This window comes from Streptosporangium sp. NPDC002607, from assembly GCF_053592655.1.
This window is the reverse complement of record NZ_JBSFWD010000002.1, coordinates 86,234-100,722: the sequence shown is the minus strand read 5'-3', so window position 1 is coordinate 100,722 and position 14,489 is coordinate 86,234. Positions and strand designations below refer to the sequence as shown.

15 protein-coding genes are annotated in these 14,489 nt (G+C 70.2%); 9 read left to right on the top strand and 6 right to left on the bottom strand.

The window, feature by feature from the left end; all coding sequences use genetic code 11:
- Nucleotides 1-12: 12 nt before the first annotated feature.
- On the bottom strand, nucleotides 13-768 hold the full coding sequence (locus ACWD3H_RS02945; RefSeq protein ID WP_326637213.1) for an amino acid ABC transporter ATP-binding protein: 756 nt from the start codon (nucleotides 766-768) through the stop codon (nucleotides 13-15).
- 172 nt (nucleotides 769-940) lie between these two features.
- On the opposite strand from ACWD3H_RS02945, the gene miaB reads away from it, so the two are divergent.
- The 4 genes from miaB (at nucleotide 941) to ACWD3H_RS02925 (ending at nucleotide 4,751) form a co-directional block, all read left to right on the top strand.
- On the top strand, nucleotides 941-2,434 hold the full coding sequence (miaB, locus tag ACWD3H_RS02940; protein WP_451953816.1) for a tRNA (N6-isopentenyl adenosine(37)-C2)-methylthiotransferase MiaB: 1,494 nt from the start codon (nucleotides 941-943) through the stop codon (nucleotides 2,432-2,434).
- Between the two features lie 327 nt (nucleotides 2,435-2,761).
- Nucleotides 2,762-3,307 (top strand): hypothetical protein, encoded by a 546-nt coding sequence (locus tag ACWD3H_RS02935; protein ID WP_451953815.1) that lies wholly within the window; start codon nucleotides 2,762-2,764, stop codon nucleotides 3,305-3,307.
- A gap of 140 nt (nucleotides 3,308-3,447) precedes the next feature.
- Nucleotides 3,448-4,137, top strand: a complete 690-nt coding sequence (locus ACWD3H_RS02930; RefSeq protein WP_350955596.1) for a class III extradiol ring-cleavage dioxygenase family protein — start codon at nucleotides 3,448-3,450, stop codon at nucleotides 4,135-4,137.
- A 98-nt stretch (nucleotides 4,138-4,235) separates the two neighbouring features.
- Nucleotides 4,236-4,751: a methylated-DNA--[protein]-cysteine S-methyltransferase gene (locus ACWD3H_RS02925; RefSeq protein ID WP_451953814.1), complete on the top strand. Its 516-nt coding sequence runs from the start codon at nucleotides 4,236-4,238 to the stop codon at nucleotides 4,749-4,751.
- A 36-nt stretch (nucleotides 4,752-4,787) separates the two neighbouring features.
- Here ACWD3H_RS02925 and ACWD3H_RS02920 read toward each other — a convergent pair whose 3' ends face one another.
- On the bottom strand, nucleotides 4,788-5,063 hold the full coding sequence (locus ACWD3H_RS02920; RefSeq protein ID WP_355549060.1) for an antitoxin: 276 nt from the start codon (nucleotides 5,061-5,063) through the stop codon (nucleotides 4,788-4,790).
- Nucleotides 5,064-5,137: 74 nt separating this feature from the next.
- Between ACWD3H_RS02920 and miaA the strand changes: the two genes are divergently transcribed.
- From miaA to ACWD3H_RS02900, 4 genes are all read left to right on the top strand, one after another.
- Nucleotides 5,138-6,043 carry a tRNA (adenosine(37)-N6)-dimethylallyltransferase MiaA gene (gene miaA, locus ACWD3H_RS02915; protein WP_355549062.1) on the top strand — a complete coding sequence of 302 codons (906 nt, stop codon included), beginning with the start codon at nucleotides 5,138-5,140 and terminating at the stop codon, nucleotides 6,041-6,043.
- 181 nt (nucleotides 6,044-6,224) lie between these two features.
- On the top strand, nucleotides 6,225-7,031 hold the full coding sequence (gene dapF / locus ACWD3H_RS02910; RefSeq protein WP_451953813.1) for a diaminopimelate epimerase: 807 nt from the start codon (nucleotides 6,225-6,227) through the stop codon (nucleotides 7,029-7,031).
- 147 nt (nucleotides 7,032-7,178) lie between these two features.
- Nucleotides 7,179-9,455: a tetratricopeptide repeat protein gene (locus tag ACWD3H_RS02905; protein WP_451953812.1), complete on the top strand. Its 2,277-nt coding sequence runs from the start codon at nucleotides 7,179-7,181 to the stop codon at nucleotides 9,453-9,455.
- Nucleotides 9,456-9,610: 155 nt separating this feature from the next.
- Entirely contained in the window at nucleotides 9,611-10,369 is a 759-nt protein-coding gene (locus tag ACWD3H_RS02900; protein ID WP_350913174.1) for an SDR family NAD(P)-dependent oxidoreductase, read from the top strand.
- A 75-nt stretch (nucleotides 10,370-10,444) separates the two neighbouring features.
- Here the strand turns inward: ACWD3H_RS02900 and ACWD3H_RS02895 are convergent, their stop codons facing one another.
- Complete coding sequence (locus tag ACWD3H_RS02895) at nucleotides 10,445-10,894, bottom strand: peptidase inhibitor family I36 protein (RefSeq protein ID WP_355549070.1); 450 nt, start codon at nucleotides 10,892-10,894, stop codon at nucleotides 10,445-10,447.
- 296 nt (nucleotides 10,895-11,190) lie between these two features.
- Here ACWD3H_RS02895 and ACWD3H_RS02890 point away from each other — a divergent pair, with 296 nt between their 5' ends.
- Nucleotides 11,191-11,865 (top strand): HNH endonuclease family protein, encoded by a 675-nt coding sequence (locus ACWD3H_RS02890; protein ID WP_451953811.1) that lies wholly within the window; start codon nucleotides 11,191-11,193, stop codon nucleotides 11,863-11,865.
- On the opposite strand, the gene ACWD3H_RS02885 is transcribed toward ACWD3H_RS02890, so the two are convergent.
- From ACWD3H_RS02885 to ACWD3H_RS02875, 3 genes are all read right to left on the bottom strand, one after another.
- The gene (locus ACWD3H_RS02885) at nucleotides 11,866-12,213 is read right to left on the bottom strand and encodes a PepSY domain-containing protein (protein ID WP_350913179.1); all 348 of its coding nucleotides are present in this window, start codon (nucleotides 12,211-12,213) and stop codon (nucleotides 11,866-11,868) included. It lies immediately after the preceding gene.
- A gap of 269 nt (nucleotides 12,214-12,482) precedes the next feature.
- Complete coding sequence (locus ACWD3H_RS02880) at nucleotides 12,483-13,742, bottom strand: sensor histidine kinase (protein WP_451953810.1); 1,260 nt, start codon at nucleotides 13,740-13,742, stop codon at nucleotides 12,483-12,485.
- On the bottom strand, nucleotides 13,739-14,422 hold the full coding sequence (locus ACWD3H_RS02875) for a response regulator transcription factor (RefSeq protein WP_030904055.1): 684 nt from the start codon (nucleotides 14,420-14,422) through the stop codon (nucleotides 13,739-13,741). Before ACWD3H_RS02875 ends, ACWD3H_RS02880 begins: the two co-directional genes overlap by 4 nt.
- Nucleotides 14,423-14,489: the final 67 nt, after the last annotated feature.

Below are 14,489 nucleotides of genomic sequence, written 5' to 3'. Positions count from 1 at the left end.
TGAACAGAGCCGTCAGTGAGTGAGGATCTTGGAAAGGAAGTCCTTGGCCCGGTCGGTACGGGCGTTGGTGAAGAACTCCTCGGGGGTGTTCTCCTCCACGATCTGGCCCTCGGCCATGAAGACCACGCGGTCGGCCGCGCGGCGGGCGAAGCCCATCTCGTGGGTGACGACCATCATCGTCATGCCCTCCTGGGCAAGGCTGATCATGACGTCGAGCACCTCCTGGACCATCTCGGGGTCCAGCGCAGAGGTCGGCTCGTCGAACAGGATCATCTTCGGGTCCATGGCCAGGGCGCGGGCGATGGCCACGCGCTGCTGCTGGCCTCCGGAGAGCTGCGCGGGATATTTCGACGCCTGCGCGCCGATGCCCACCCGCTCCAGCAGCTCCATGCCCCGCCGCTCGGCGTCGGCCCTGGCGATGCCGCGGACCTTGATCGGCCCGAGCGTGACGTTCTCCAGGATCGTCTTGTGGGCGAACAGGTTGAAGGACTGGAACACCATCCCGACCTCGGACCTGAGCTTGGCCAGCGCCTTGCCCTCGACGGCGAGCGGCTGCCCGTCGAAGGTGATCGTCCCTTGGTCGATCGCCTCCAGCCGGTTGATCGTCCGGCAGAGGGTCGACTTGCCGCCCCCTGAGGGGCCGATGACGACGAGGACCTCACCACGAGAGATCGTCAGGTTGATGTCCCGCAGGACGTGCAGGCTACCGAAGTGCTTGTTGACGCCTTCGAGCACCACCAAAGGAGTCTTGTCCCCGTTCTCCGTCATGGTGGATAACGTAATTCTGTAAAGGGCACCCCGTGCTAACCCTGCGGTACCGATCAGATCACGGCCTACTTACCTCTTGGTAATCGGCGGACGGTGACGTGCCCGTTACCCTGAGTCCGGCCGATGGCGGGCCGTACCGAAGGTTCGGCGGAGCGCCTACCCTTGTCGTGAGATGACTGCCACCGTGGAGAGCGCCCGCACGTACGAGGTCCGTACCTATGGGTGCCAGATGAACGTGCACGACTCCGAGCGTCTGTCGGGTCTGCTGGAAGACGCCGGATACGTTCCGGCAGCCCAGGGGGAGACGGCCGACGTGGTCGTGTTCAACACCTGTGCCGTACGGGAGAACGCCGACAACAAGCTCTACGGCAACCTCGGGCACCTGCGCCCCTCGAAGCTCGGCAATCCCGGCATGCAGATCGCCGTGGGCGGCTGCCTGGCGCAGAAGGACCAGGGAGAGATCGTCCGCAGGGCGCCCTGGGTGGATGTGGTGTTCGGCACCCACAACATCGGCTCGCTGCCGGTGCTGCTCGAGCGCGCGCGCGTCCAGCAGGAGGCCCAGGTCGAGATCAAGGAATCCCTGGAGACCTTCCCGAGCACGTTGCCGACCAAGCGCGAGTCCGCCTACGCCGCCTGGGTGTCGGTCTCCGTGGGCTGCAACAACACCTGCACGTTCTGTATCGTGCCCGCCCTGCGCGGCAAGGAGAAGGACCGCCGCCCCGGCGACATCCTCAACGAGGTCCGCACCCTGGTCGACCAGGGCGTGCTGGAGATCACCCTCCTCGGCCAGAACGTCAACACCTACGGTGTGGAGTTCGGAGACAGGCTGGCCTTCGGCAAGCTGCTGCGGGCCTGCGGCGAGATCGAGGGGCTGGAGCGGGTCCGCTTCACCAGCCCGCACCCGGCGGCGTTCACCGACGACGTCATCGCGGCCATGGCCGAGACGCCTAATGTGATGCACCAGCTCCACATGCCGCTGCAGTCGGGCTCCGACCGGGTCCTCAAGGCGATGCGCCGCTCCTACCGGGCCGAGCGCTACCTCGGCATCATCGAGCGGGTCCGCGCGGCCATGCCCGACGCGGCCATCTCCACGGACATCATCGTGGGCTTCCCCGGCGAGACCGAGGAGGACTTCCAGGGCACCCTCGACGTGGTGCGCGAGTCGCGGTTCGCCAACGCCTTCACCTTCCAGTACTCCATCAGGCCGGGCACCCCTGCCGCCACCATGGACCACCAGATCCCCAAGGAGGTCGTGCAGGAGCGCTACGAGCGACTCGTCGCCCTGCAGACCGAGATCTCCTGGGCGGAGAACAAGAAGCAGGTCGGCCGGACCCTCGACGTGCTGGTGGCCGAGGGCGAGGGCCGCAAGGACGAGGCGACCAGGCGCATGTCGGGGCGGGCCCCCGACAACCGCCTGGTGCACTTCACCCCGGGGGCCGAGGTCCCGCGCCCCGGCGACGTGGTGAGCGCCGAGGTCACCTACGCGGCGCCGCACCACCTGGTGGCCGACGGTCCCGCCCTGAGGCTCCGCCGTACCCGCGCGGGCGATGCCTGGGAGGCCCGCCAGGGCGCCCCGGCGGGCTCCGGCTCCGGTGTCATGCTCGGCATGCCCTCGATCGGCCGCCCGGCTCCGCTCCCGGACATCTCGGGCTGCTCCGCCACCTGAGGTCCCGCACGAGGCTTCGGGTACGCCTCCGCTGAGATTTTTTCCGGACGGATCTCCCCCGGGACGTCCCTTGCGGAGGCGGCCGTTCCGGGGGGCGTACGCTCATGATCGAATAGTTGGAATCCCCTGCGGGAGCGGGGATTCCGGCGCTGTCACCTTCCCTGCCAGGGCATACGCGCACGATGACATCATGAGTCCTCTAAGGGAGGATATTTCGTGATTCATTTGTGATTGGTGTGTGAGCATTTCCCCACTGTGGTTACTGTGGTTCGGCACCCTTCGGAAACCGAGGAGGTTTCCCCCCGAGAACCGCAGGGAGTTTTCCCCATGCATGTCCCTCCATCTCCGGGCGGTCCCGGAGAAACAGAGATCCTTACCGGTCCCGCCGGTGAGCCCGGCAAGCCACGCAGGTCCCGCAAGTCCCGGCGGAGAAGCGGCCCGGCCATAGCCGTCTTCTCCGTCCTCGCCGCCGCCCTCCTGGGCGGGGGCGTCGTCTTCGCCGTCGTGAACGGCGGCCAGGACGGCCCTGGAGCGCCGCCGCCAAGGGCGCCGGAGAGCGCCCAGGAGGCCGCTCAGAACCCCGAGCCTGACCAGAACGCGCCGCAGGAGGAGAAGCAGAAGCCGGAGAAGGAGTCGAACACCGCCTCCGGCGGCGATGACACCTCCACCGGAGGCGCGGGTACCGACACGGGCACAGGCACCGACCGGACGGGCCAGAGCGAGTCGGGAGCCGATTCGGCCGCGGGGAAACCCGCGGCGGACAAGCCGTCGCAGCAGCAGAGCAGTCCGCAGAAGCCACCGGAGGTTCCGGACGACCCCCGTGCCGACGGCGCCACCGGCTACGTGCACCCCCAGGGCCCGATCGGCGGCTGACGCGGGGCCGAAAGCCGTGCCTCCTGCCTCTGCGCGGCTTTCGGTCATGAGCGGGACGCCGGGGCGCGCTGAGAGAATCACCGTGCCCCGGCGCTCTTTCCCGGGGAGGTTCCCCGGGAGGACTCGGTTAGTCTGGCCGGGTGCTTGTCGCCGCGGCTGTGTGCCCGCACCCCCCGCTGCTGCTCCCCGAACTGGCCGGAGCGGCGGCTGTGGAACTCGACGATCTCCGGGCGGCCTGCGCGGCCGCGCTCGGCGCGTTGCGTGATGCCGGAGCCGACACGATCGTGGTGGTCGGCGGCGCGGACCGGACCGTCACGTACGGCGCGGACGCCGCGGGAAGCCTCGCTCCCTGGGGCGTCGACGTGCGAAGCGGCGAGGGGGAGCCCGTCCTGCCACTGTCGCTGTCGGTCGGCCGCTGGCTCCTCGACAGGGAGCACCTGACCGCCTCGGCATTTCATGCGATCTCCTTCGACGCGCCCCCGGCGGAGTGCGCGGCCCTGGGCGAGCGGCTGGCGGCCACGGCCGGTCGCGTGGCGATGCTCGTCATGGCCGACGGTTCGGCCTGCCTCACCGAGAAGTCCCCCGGTTATTTGGACTCGCGTGCCGAGCCGTACAACAGGGCGATCGCCCTGGCGCTGGCCCGCGCCGAGATCCCGCCGCTCGACCCCGGAGAGGCCGCCGAGCTGTGGGTCGCCGGCCGTGCGGCCCTGCAGGTCCTGGGCGGCTGCGGCAGCGCCCTGCGCGGAGAGCTCCTCTATGACGACGCGCCCTACGGCGTCGGCTACTTCGCCGCCCGCTGGACGGAACGGACGGCCCCGCCGACGGACTGACGCGCGAGATGGCAACGAACAGGTAGGCCGCAGTGGTCACGGTGACGGATGGGCGCCGTGCCCGAGGTGATGGGGATGCGAGGTCGATGGTGGGAACCGTGGCGTTCGGGAGTGTCGCGACGCAGTTGGGGGACATGGTCGTCGCGGTGACCGAGGAGGGGGTGGTGAGCGTGGGCTGGGGTGACCCGGCGGCGTTCAGGACCCGCGCGCTTGAGCGGCTGAGGCTGGACGAGGTGGACGATCCAGGCAGGACCGCCGGGGTGCTCGCCGAGCTGGGCGACTATTACGCGGGCAGGCTGAAGGTCTTCGGCGTGCCGGTGGACTGGCGGCTGACCTCGCCGGTGCAGCGCAGGGTGCTCGGCACGCTGTACGAAACGGTGCCGTATGGCAAGGCGGTGACCTACGGGGAACTGGCGGCCCGGAGCGGGACGGGCGTTCCGGCGCGGGCCATCGGGTCGATCATGGGAGCCAACCCGATCCCCGTCATCGTGCCGTGCCACCGGGTGGTCGCCGGAAACGGCCTCGGCGGGTTCAGCGGGGGCGAAGGCGTGGAGTCGAAGCGGTGGCTGCTGACCCTGGAAGGCTATCTGCAGCCGACGCTTGACTGGGACTGACCGGGATCGGGATCCGCTCCATCGTGCGGCCGGCGCCTACGGGCCGTAGGGCGGAGGCGCGTCGGGCCGGCCGGTCTGACCGGGATCGGGCGCGGCGCCGCTCTGGCCGGTGCCGGGTGTCGTGCCCGGCTGATCGTCGATCTTGTCAGCCATCTCCCTTGCCTTCTGCGCGGCGGTGCTGATCTGCTGGTCGTGCTTCCCTCCGGTCTTCTCCCTGGCGATCTGCTCCGCCTTGTCGATGCCCTTCTTGACGAGTTCCTCGGTCTTGGCATCGCCGCCCAGCATGTTCTTGACCTTGTCGAAGATGGACATGATGTATCCCCCAATCCCGATGCACGGGATGCATCGCCTCTCCCCCATACCCAGCGAGTTGGCAGAATTACCCCGTGCCTCAGCTACCCGTCATAGCCGTCGTCGGCCCGACCGCCGCCGGAAAGTCCGATCTGGCCGTGGATCTCGCCCTCGAACTGGGGGGCGAGGTGATAAACACCGACTCGATGCAGCTTTACCAAGGTATGGACATCGGGACGGCGAAACTCTCCATGGGGGAGCGGCGGGGGGTTCCCCACCACCTGCTGGACATCTGGGACGTGACCAGAACCGCCAGCGTGGCCGAGTACCAGTCGCTGGTCCGGCCGCTGATCGACAACCTGCGGGCCAAGGAGGTGGTGCCGATCCTGGTGGGCGGGTCCGGGCTGTACGTGCGGGCCGCCCTGGACGACCTGGAGTTCCCCGGTACCGACCCGCGGGTCCGTGCCCTGCTGGAGGCCGAGCTCGACCTGCACGGCCCCGCCCCGCTGTACGAGCGGCTCCGCGAGCGCGACCCCAAGGCGGCCGAGACGATCCTGCCGAGCAACGGCCGCAGGATCGTCCGCGCACTGGAGGTCATCGAGATCTCCGGGCGGCCGTTCTCGGCCACGATGCCGTCGTACGACGCCGTCTACGACAGCGTTCAGCTGGGGGTGGAGGTGCCGAGGGCGGTGCTGGACGCCCGGGTCGAGGCGCGGGTCGAGCGCATGTGGCGGGCCGGGCTGGTGGACGAGGTCAGGGAGCTCGCCGCACACGGGCTCGCCGGAGGCCGCACGGCCAGTCGTGCCCTCGGGTACGCGCAGGTGCTGCGCTTCCTCGGCGGTGAGTGCACCGAGGAGGAGGCGAAGGAGGAGACGGTACGGGCGACGCGCAGGTTCGTCCGCCGTCAGGAGTCGTGGTTCCGTCGCGACCCCCGGGTGATCTGGCTCCCCCAGCAGGAACCCGACCTGCTGGGACGCGCGCTCGCCGCGATTCGCGGCTGACCGCGCTGACCCTCCCGGCGCCGGCCTTCCCGGCCGGGCGGGACCGGGAACCACGCCGAACCGGCCTGACCCGCGCTGACGCGCCGGTCGGCGATCCGGCGGTTCCCCGGCCGATGTGCCGGAGGATGGGCCGTTCACCGGGGCGACGGGGGGCGGACGCGGGCCTGGATAGAGTTGGGGCATGCGATTCGCGAAGGGGCACGGCACCGAGAACGACTTCGTCATCCTTCCCGACCCGGACGGTGAGCTGGAGCTGCCCGCGACACTCGTGGCGGCGCTGTGCGACCGGCGCGCCGGGATCGGCGCGGACGGCGTGCTACGGGTGACGCGGACGAAGCTCAGCCCGGAGGTGTCCGGCCAGGCCGGCGAGGCCGAGTGGTTCATGGACTATCGCAATGCCGACGGCGGCATCGCCGAGATGTGCGGCAACGGGGTGCGGGTCTTCGCCCGTTACCTGGTCGACGAGGGGCTCGCCGCGCCAGGGGAGTTCGGCGTCGCGACACGCACGGGGGTCAGGCGCGTACGGCTGGCGGAGACGGGGGACGTGACCGTCGACATGGGCCCGCCCCGGGTGCTGGGGTCGAGCCGCGCGATCGTCGCGGGCCACGAGTACGAAGGCATCCACGTCGACATGGGAAACCCCCACCTGGCCTGCGTCATCGGCGACCCGGTGGCCCAGCTCGACCTGAGCCACCAGCCCGCGTTCGATCCCGAGGTGTTCCCCTCCGGAGTCAACATCGAGCTGCTCAATCCGGTGGGTCCGCGCCGGGTCGTCATGCGGGTCTTCGAGCGCGGTTCCGGTGAGACGCGCTCCTGCGGCACCGGCGCGGTCGCCTCGGCCGTGGCCGCCGCGCGACTGGCCGGTGAGACCAGTGGCACCTGGGCGGTCGAGGTGCTCGGCGGCACCGTCACCGTCACCCTGGACGAGCGGACCAGCTACCTGGCGGGGCCCGCCGTCCTCGTCGCGTCCGGTGAGATCACGCTCTGACCCGCGCGGCACCGTCGCGGGCGCGTCGGGTCCGGTGAGGTCACGCTCCAAGCCGTGCAGGCAGAAGCCGTAACGCCGCCCCTCTGGACCGTGCGGGATCGCCAAGTCGTTTGGGGCATGCTTCCCGACCTGGCAGACTGACGTCTCATGGACGTGGACATCTGGGCCTGGGTGGGCGACACCCAGCGGCAACTGCATGAAGCAGGTAACACCGGTCTGGCTATGGCGATCGGAGATGTGCCCGCGCAGGCGCTGGAAGGCCGATACGCGCAGCTCGACGTGCTCGCGCCCGCGATCGCGCAGCAGGCGGAGAACCTGCAGATGCCCTGGCTGGAGTTCTACGCCCGCTACTGGCATCTGATCGGCCGTATCGGCGACCGTGCGCAGGGGGCGGTCGCGATCTCCGACGCCGAGGCGCTGGTCGAGTTCACCAGGCGCGAGGACGTCCGCGAATGCCCGGCCGCGCCCGGTGCCGTCGTGGCGCTGGCCCTCGCCCAGGCGAACGCCGACGGCCCCGGTTACGCCGCCGAGCGGCTGGCCGCGCTCTCGGCACTGGAGGTCGAGCCCGGCTCGCTGGCCTTCGCCTCCGTCGCCGAGCACTATGTCGCGGCGCTTCTCGACGCGGGGCGCGTCGAGGAGGCCGTCTCCCACGCCGAGACCGCCGTGGCGGCGCTGGGCGGCGCGGGCCGCGAGGCGAGCTGGGAGCTGGGGGCCGCCTCGGCCCGCGCGTTGCTCGCCGCAGGCCGCGCCGAGGACGCGCTCACCGCGCTCGACGCCGCGGCCGGTTTCAAGCCGGACGACCCGGTGGCCAAGGGGTATCGCGAGGGAGTGCTCCGTGCGCTCGTGCTCGTGACCCTCGATCGCGTACAGGAGTCCGTCGACGCCCTGCCCGATCTCGACGTGGTCGGCGAGCACCCCCGCGCCTGGGTCGAGTGGTCGTACGCCATCCGTGCACTCGCCGGGTCGGCGCAGATCACCAACACCTGGCAGCTGGGCCGGGTGCTCAAGCAGTGGATCGACTACTTCGCGATGATGGGCGGCTACCGCGCCCGGGTCGAGCTGGCGCTCGTCGCCGGGCAACTGGCGGTCGCCCGCCAGGGAATCTGGCAGGTCCGTCTCCTGGCCGACCTGGCGGAGTCGGCGGCGGGAGAGCTCAGGAACTCCGGTGACGTCGCCGAGCGGATCGCCGCGCTGCGCGCCGCCGCCGACGAGGCCACCGCGCTTCCTGCCCCGGTCTCCGAGGACGAGCTGGTCGGCTCCTTCGACGCCGCCGACGGCTTCAACGCCGACCCGGAGCGCTGGGTGGGCTGGCTGGCCCCGCTGTCCGGCCGCGACGTGGAGGGCACCCGGCGCCACACCACCACGCTGGGCTTTCTCGGCTACCCGGCGAGGGGTGCCGACATCTACTGGACCATGCTGGTCGAGTCCGGCGACATCGAGAACGCCGACCCGCAGGACTCCGCGTACCTCAGCAGCCTGCTGATCGAGGCCCGTCAGGACGAGCGCCTGGAGCAGATGGCCGAGCGGCTGCCCGCCGTGCAGCGCCACATGGCCCTGGGGCGCCTGCACACCGCACGGGAGCGCTGGGAGCAGGCGGCGGCCGAGGGAGAGGCGGCGGTCGCCGCCGGCGGCGGTATCGACGCGGCCAGGCTGTGGTCGGCCGCGGTGCAGCAGCTCGGCGACAACGCCAAGGGCGCGGGTATCCTGCGCGATCTCCTCGACTCCGAGGAGATCGAGCAGCAGGACCTGTGGAGGATGGTCGTCATGGCGACGGCCGCCGAAGACTGGGAGACCGTCCGCCTGGGCGCCGCCAGGATCGGGATTCCGCTGCAGTCGAGCGAGGGACCGATCGAGGAGGAGATGGGCCTGGTGCGCATCATCCTCCCCGCCCCCGACGGCAGCCAGCGTCAGGTCCTGAGCGTGCGCACGGGCCCCGCGACGGCGCGCCTGGCCATTCCCCAGCCTCCCGGCATGGAGTACAACGCCGGTGACCTGGTCGTCTTCGAGCCGCAGTTGCTGGAGCCGATTCCGGAGAGCGCCGAGGAGCAGGAGAAGTTCGTCCCGCCTTTCGCCGCGGTGAGCATGCTCCGCCCCGGTGGTTACACCAGCTGGTTCTTCGACGGTGCCGCGCCCAGCCAGGCCGACTGGACGGAGTTCAACGAGGTCATGGCCGAGCGTGGCTGGCCGATGTGGGTCTACAGCGACGACAACTACACCGTGACCCACCCGACCACGGGCGAGCCGCTGCCCGGCGTGTTCGGCTGGATCGCGGTCCCGCCGGACATCAGCCCGGTCGAGCTCGACGCGCTCCTGGACGACGCCACCGAGCGCTGGGTGCACCCGCTGGCCTGGCTCGATCTGGCCAAGGCCGTCGATGTCGAGGTGGAGCGGCACGAGCGGATCACCAAGGAGTACGGCCTGTAGGACGGATCGCCGCGGGCCGTTCCCGAAGCCCGCGGCGCCGTTCGGAGCCTTGAGCCCGGAAAACCGCACCGCCCGTGAGGAGGCCCCTCACGGGCGGTTCTTTTCTTGGTCATTAGAATCTTGTTCGGCATGTGGGGCGGACTGGGGAGGATTAAATGCTGGACCGATTCCGGCTGGACGGCAAGGTCGCGATCGTCACCGGCGCGTCCTCGGGGCTCGGCGTCGCGTTCGCCAGGGGCCTGGCCGAGGCGGGTGCGGACATCGTGATCGGCGCTCGCAGGAAGGACCGTCTTGAGGAGACCCGCGCCCTGGTCGAGGAGACCGGCAGGCGCTGCGTGGCCCTCGTCACCGACGTGGTCAAGCCCGAGGACTGTCAGGCCCTGGCCGAAGCCGCGGTCGCCGAACTGGGTGCGGTGGACATCCTGATCAACAACGCGGGTGTGGGCACCGCGGTCCCGGCGCTGAGGGAGACGCCCGAGCAGTTCCGGCAGGTGGTGGAGATCAACCTGCACGGCACCTACTGGATGGCGCAGGCCTGCGCCAGGGTCATGAAGCCCGGCTCCTCGATCGTCAACGTCGGCAGCATCCTGGGCGAGACGACCGCCGGGCTGCCGCAGGCCGCCTACAGCGCGTCCAAGGCGGGGGTCGTCGGCCTCACCCGTGACCTCGCCCAGCAGTGGACGGGACGTCGCGGGATCCGGGTCAACTGCGTCGAGCCGGGTTTCTTCGCCTCGGAGATGACCGACCAGTACGCGGAGGGCTACCTGGCCTGGCAGCTTGAGCACCGGGTGCTGATGAAGCGCCCTGGAGATCCGGCCGAACTCGTCGCGGCGGCGATCTTTCTCGCCTCGGACGCCGCCTCGTATGTCACCGGTGCGGTGATCCCGGTCGACGGCGGGATCTTGATCACCTGACCTGGGCGGTCGCGGAGACCTTCTCCCCGAGGCCCGGACGGGCGGGCGCGCGGGGAGAAGAAAGGGGGGCGGGGGTCAGTAGCGCCAGTCGACGGCGTCGACGCTGTCGTTGGTCTCGGGGGGCTCCTCGAAGGAGTTGCCGGGATACAGCGTGCGCTCCTCGCCTTCGTAGTCGATCAGCAGGACGTAGTAGCCGGTGTTGTTGATCCATGACGAGACGTTGTTCGCGGCGGTGGAGGAGCCACCCACCCCGCCCGGCATCGGCACGTTGTTCAGATCGGTCGGGTAGCCCGCGGGGATGCTGTATCCCGGTCCGTTGAAGCCGTAGTCGCGGTAGAGACAGAGGCTGTTGAAGGGGCAGCTCGCGTTCTCCGCGAGCTGGACCACTCTCGGCGGCAGGCTGGAGGCCTGCTGAGCGGCCGCCGCGGTGGAGCCGGTGGAGGCCAGGAGCAGGGCGGCCGCGGTGGTGAACAGTCCTGTCGCGGTCCGTGCGAGGTGGGGATGACGCGATGAGATCTTACCCATGCGAATCCTCTTCGTAGTTGTTTGCTCACCCATCGTGAGCACTCCTGGCCATTAGAGCATCGTTACTTTACGTAGTCGATAGTCGCCTTGAGTAAAAATTCCGAGTCGTGCTTCCGGCGGGATGGTGCTCGCAATGCATTTATGCAGGTCAGATGTGAGACGTGGTTAAGGTGCGGATTGACGCGCCGAAAAGCCTCCCGGTCTCCCACAGACTGCTTGAGGCTTTTAGGATTGAAGGAGGTATCTGGAATAATTTGCCGCTTCAGAGGTAGTGAACGCGCGGGAGAGGTGGCATAGTGCGGGCTGCGCTGGCACGAGGGATGGTCATCGCGACGATCGCGTTCACGGTGGCGGGCTGCGGTCCGATTCCGGGCGGTCCGGACGAGGGTACGAAGTCCTCCGGCGGCGGGCAGTCCGCGTCCGAGGCGCTCCAGGATCTGAAGAAGCTTGAGGTCAAGGGCCGCGCCCCGATGACCGGTTTCGACCGTGGCGAGTTCGGGCCCGCGTGGTCGGACGTCGACAAGAACGGCTGCGACACCCGCAACGACATTCTCATCCGCGACCTGAAGGATGAGACTTTCAAGGAGGGTGGCAAGGACTGCATCGTGCAGTCCGGCATTCTCGACGACCCCTACAGCGGTAAGACCATCAAGTTCGAGCGTGGGACACGGACCAGTTCGGCGGTGCAGATCGACCACGTGGTCGCGCTCGCCGATGCCTGGCAGAAGGGTGCCCAGGAGTGGACCAAGACCAAGCGCAAGGAACTGGCCAACGACCCGCTGAACCTGCTGGCCGTCGACGGGCCGCTGAACAGCCAGAAGGGCGCCGGTGACGCGGCGACCTGGCTCCCGCCGCGCCACGCCTACCGGTGCCCCTACGTCGAGCGCCAGATCAAGGTGAAGGTCAAGTACGGCCTGTGGGTGACGCCCGCGGAGAAGGACGCCATGCAGGCCGTACTCAAGGCCTGCTGATCAGTCGTCGTACTCGCGCTTCAACTTGATGATCTTCCCTGTCCGCGCCGACACGTAGACGTCGTACTCCCAGGCGCCCTTGCGCAGCTCGATCTTCCAGGCGCGCTGGCCGTGCTCCCACTCGCGCTCGACCTTGGTCACCCGCGCGCCGGGGACGCGCTTCTTGGCGATCTGTACGGCCTTGCGGGAGGAGATGTCCGCCGCGGTCGTGCCGGCGGCGGCGATGGTGGTGGTGGAGGTGATCGCCGTGCTGTCCGTCTGGTGCGCGGCGAGGGCGACGCCGCCCCCAGCGGTCAGCAGGGCGGCGGTTGCGAGGGTTCCGACGGTGATTCTGGTGATTCGCTTCATGGGTCAAGATTTGCGGAGATTTTGATAGGGGCACGCTAAGAGATCGTTAAGCAAGGGAATCCGGTTTCGGATCTCCCCCTGGGCAGGCCGGATCGGGCTTCCCGGCTGTCAGGGCAGTGCCACCCGAACGCGGCCCGTCATCCGGCCGGACGCCCGTAGGGCCCGGTGCTCGTTCACGACGAGCACCGGTGCGAAAGGGGGAACGCCGCCGCGGCAACCCGCTGAGCCGCTCAGCCGGAGGCCGAGGATCGGCGAACGGCCGCCGATCCTCAGGACGTGGCGGCGGGCAGGAACAGGATCACGCCCGCCCCGCCCGCGGCAGAGGTCCGCAGGGACAGCGAGCCGCCCGCCGACTCGGCGGTGCGGCGGGCGATGTCGAGGCCGAGGCCGGTCGACCCGGCCCCGCTCTCACCGCGCTGCAGCGGGTCGGAGGTGGCGAAGCCGGGACCGGCGTCGGCGACGGTCAGCAGCGCGCCGCCCTCGGCCGGCTCCAACCGTACGGAGAACGAGACCCCCTCGGGCGTGTGCGCGAACACGTTGCCGAGCAGCGCGTCCACGCAGGCGGCCAGCTCGTCCGCGGGGACGGCGACCGGCAACGGGCCGGGAGCCAGGTCGAGGGTGAAGTGCCGCGCCTGATCCTCGGCGAGCACCGACCAGAACGCGACCCGGGCCGCGGTCACCGCCGCCGCGTCGCACTCGGCCCGGTCCCGCACCCGCCGTCTGGCCTCGTTGATCACCGAGGTGACGGCGCGTTCCAGGGCGTCCACCCGGGCCTCGATCCTGGCCGACTCCTCCGGGTCGGTCAGGGACTCGGCCTCCAGCCTCAGCCCGGTCAGCGGGGTGCGCAGCCGGTGTGACAGGTCGGCGGCGCTCTCCCGCTCCTCCGCCAGCAGGCCGGTGATGCGCTCGGCCAGGTGGTTGAGGGCGAGACCGACCGCGTGCACCTCGACGGGGCCGTCGGGCACGGTTCTGGCGGACAGGTCGCCCGCGGCGAGCCGGTGCGAGACCCCCGCCAGCGCGGTGATCGGCCTGATCACCGCGCGGGCCAGCCGGTCGCCGACCAGCACGCCCAGCCCGACCAGGGCCAGGCCGAGCGCCGCCAGCCCGGCCCAGACCTGGGGCACCCCCCTGGTCAGCCGGTCGTCGTCCAGGAACACCCGGACCACCGCGGTGCCCCCGGGCGCCCCCTGGACCGAGACCAGGATCTCCCTCCCGCCGGGGGCGGCGGCGGTGACGCTGCGACCGAGGAAGGCCAGCTCCACGGCGGTGGAGCGTGGGGCCGGGGCACCGATCACCTGGCCGTCGGGGAGGAAGACGGTGACCGGGTGCGAGGTCTGTTCCGTGGTGAGCCGCAGGGTCTCGGCGTCCACGGCGCCGACCGCGACGGCCACCGACTCGGCCTCGCTCTCGGCCGCGCTGACCGCCCCGCTCACCGCCACCGTGCGGACCAGGAGCGCCAGCGGGACCATCAGCGCGATCAGTACCAGGGAGGTGGTCGCCGCGACCAGCAGGGTCAGCCAGCGCCTCATGCCGGGGCGGCCAATCGCACGCCGACACCCCGGACGGTCTGCAGGTAGCGGGGCTCCTGCGAGGTCTCGCCCAGCTTGCGGCGGAGCCATGACAGGTGGACGTCCACGGTCTTGTCGGCTCCGCCGTAGGGGATCTGCCAGACGTGGGTGAGCAGCTCCCGCTTGGTGACCACCTCGCCGGGGCGGGCGGCCAGGTAGTGGAGCAGGTCGAACTCCCGTGGGCTCAGATCCAGCGGCGTCCCGTCCAGGGTCGCCTCCCGGGTACGCGGGTCGATCCGCAGGCCCCCGACGGTGACCGAGCTGTCGGCGCGGTTCTCGCCGGCCACCCGCCGGAGCACCGCCCGGATCCGGGCGTCGAGCTGGGTCGCGCTGAACGGCTTGACCACGTAGTCGTCGGCGCCCGCGTCCAGCAACCTGACCATCTCCGCGTCCCCGTCCCGCGCGGTCGCCACGATCACCGGGACCCGGCTCACCGCCCGGAGCATCCGAAGGAGGTCCAGCCCATCCATGTCGGGCAGGCCGAGATCGAGTACCACCAGGTCGGGGCGTTCCTCAACGGCCAGCCGGAGGCCGTCGAGAGCGGTGGGAGCGGACGACACGGCGTGACCGCGGTCGCGCAGGCCCCGGGTGAGGGAGGTGCGGATCGCGGCGTCGTCCTCGATGAGCAGTACGTTCGACATTTGCCGCCACGTTAGCCTCCTTCCACACCACGTCAAAAGCGGGTTATCGGCCCCTTAACCTTGTCTT

What these genes read in the sequence shown, in the direction of transcription:
- miaB (WP_451953816.1), top strand. Translation starts at nt 941, where the DNA reads ATGACTGCCACCGTGGAGAGCGCCCGCACGTACGAGGTCCGTACCTAT.
- ACWD3H_RS02905 (WP_451953812.1), top strand. Translation starts at nt 7,179, where the DNA reads ATGGACGTGGACATCTGGGCCTGGGTGGGCGACACCCAGCGGCAACTG.
- ACWD3H_RS02885 (WP_350913179.1), bottom strand. Translation starts at nt 12,213, where the DNA reads ATGAAGCGAATCACCAGAATCACCGTCGGAACCCTCGCAACCGCCGCC.
- ACWD3H_RS02880 (WP_451953810.1), bottom strand. Translation starts at nt 13,742, where the DNA reads ATGAGGCGCTGGCTGACCCTGCTGGTCGCGGCGACCACCTCCCTGGTA.
- ACWD3H_RS02895 (WP_355549070.1), bottom strand. Translation starts at nt 10,894, where the DNA reads ATGGGTAAGATCTCATCGCGTCATCCCCACCTCGCACGGACCGCGACA.
- ACWD3H_RS02900 (WP_350913174.1), top strand. Translation starts at nt 9,611, where the DNA reads ATGCTGGACCGATTCCGGCTGGACGGCAAGGTCGCGATCGTCACCGGC.
- ACWD3H_RS02920 (WP_355549060.1), bottom strand. Translation starts at nt 5,063, where the DNA reads ATGTCCATCTTCGACAAGGTCAAGAACATGCTGGGCGGCGATGCCAAG.
- ACWD3H_RS02875 (WP_030904055.1), bottom strand. Translation starts at nt 14,422, where the DNA reads ATGTCGAACGTACTGCTCATCGAGGACGACGCCGCGATCCGCACCTCC.
- ACWD3H_RS02935 (WP_451953815.1), top strand. Translation starts at nt 2,762, where the DNA reads ATGCATGTCCCTCCATCTCCGGGCGGTCCCGGAGAAACAGAGATCCTT.
- ACWD3H_RS02945 (WP_326637213.1), bottom strand. Translation starts at nt 768, where the DNA reads ATGACGGAGAACGGGGACAAGACTCCTTTGGTGGTGCTCGAAGGCGTC.
- dapF (WP_451953813.1), top strand. Translation starts at nt 6,225, where the DNA reads ATGCGATTCGCGAAGGGGCACGGCACCGAGAACGACTTCGTCATCCTT.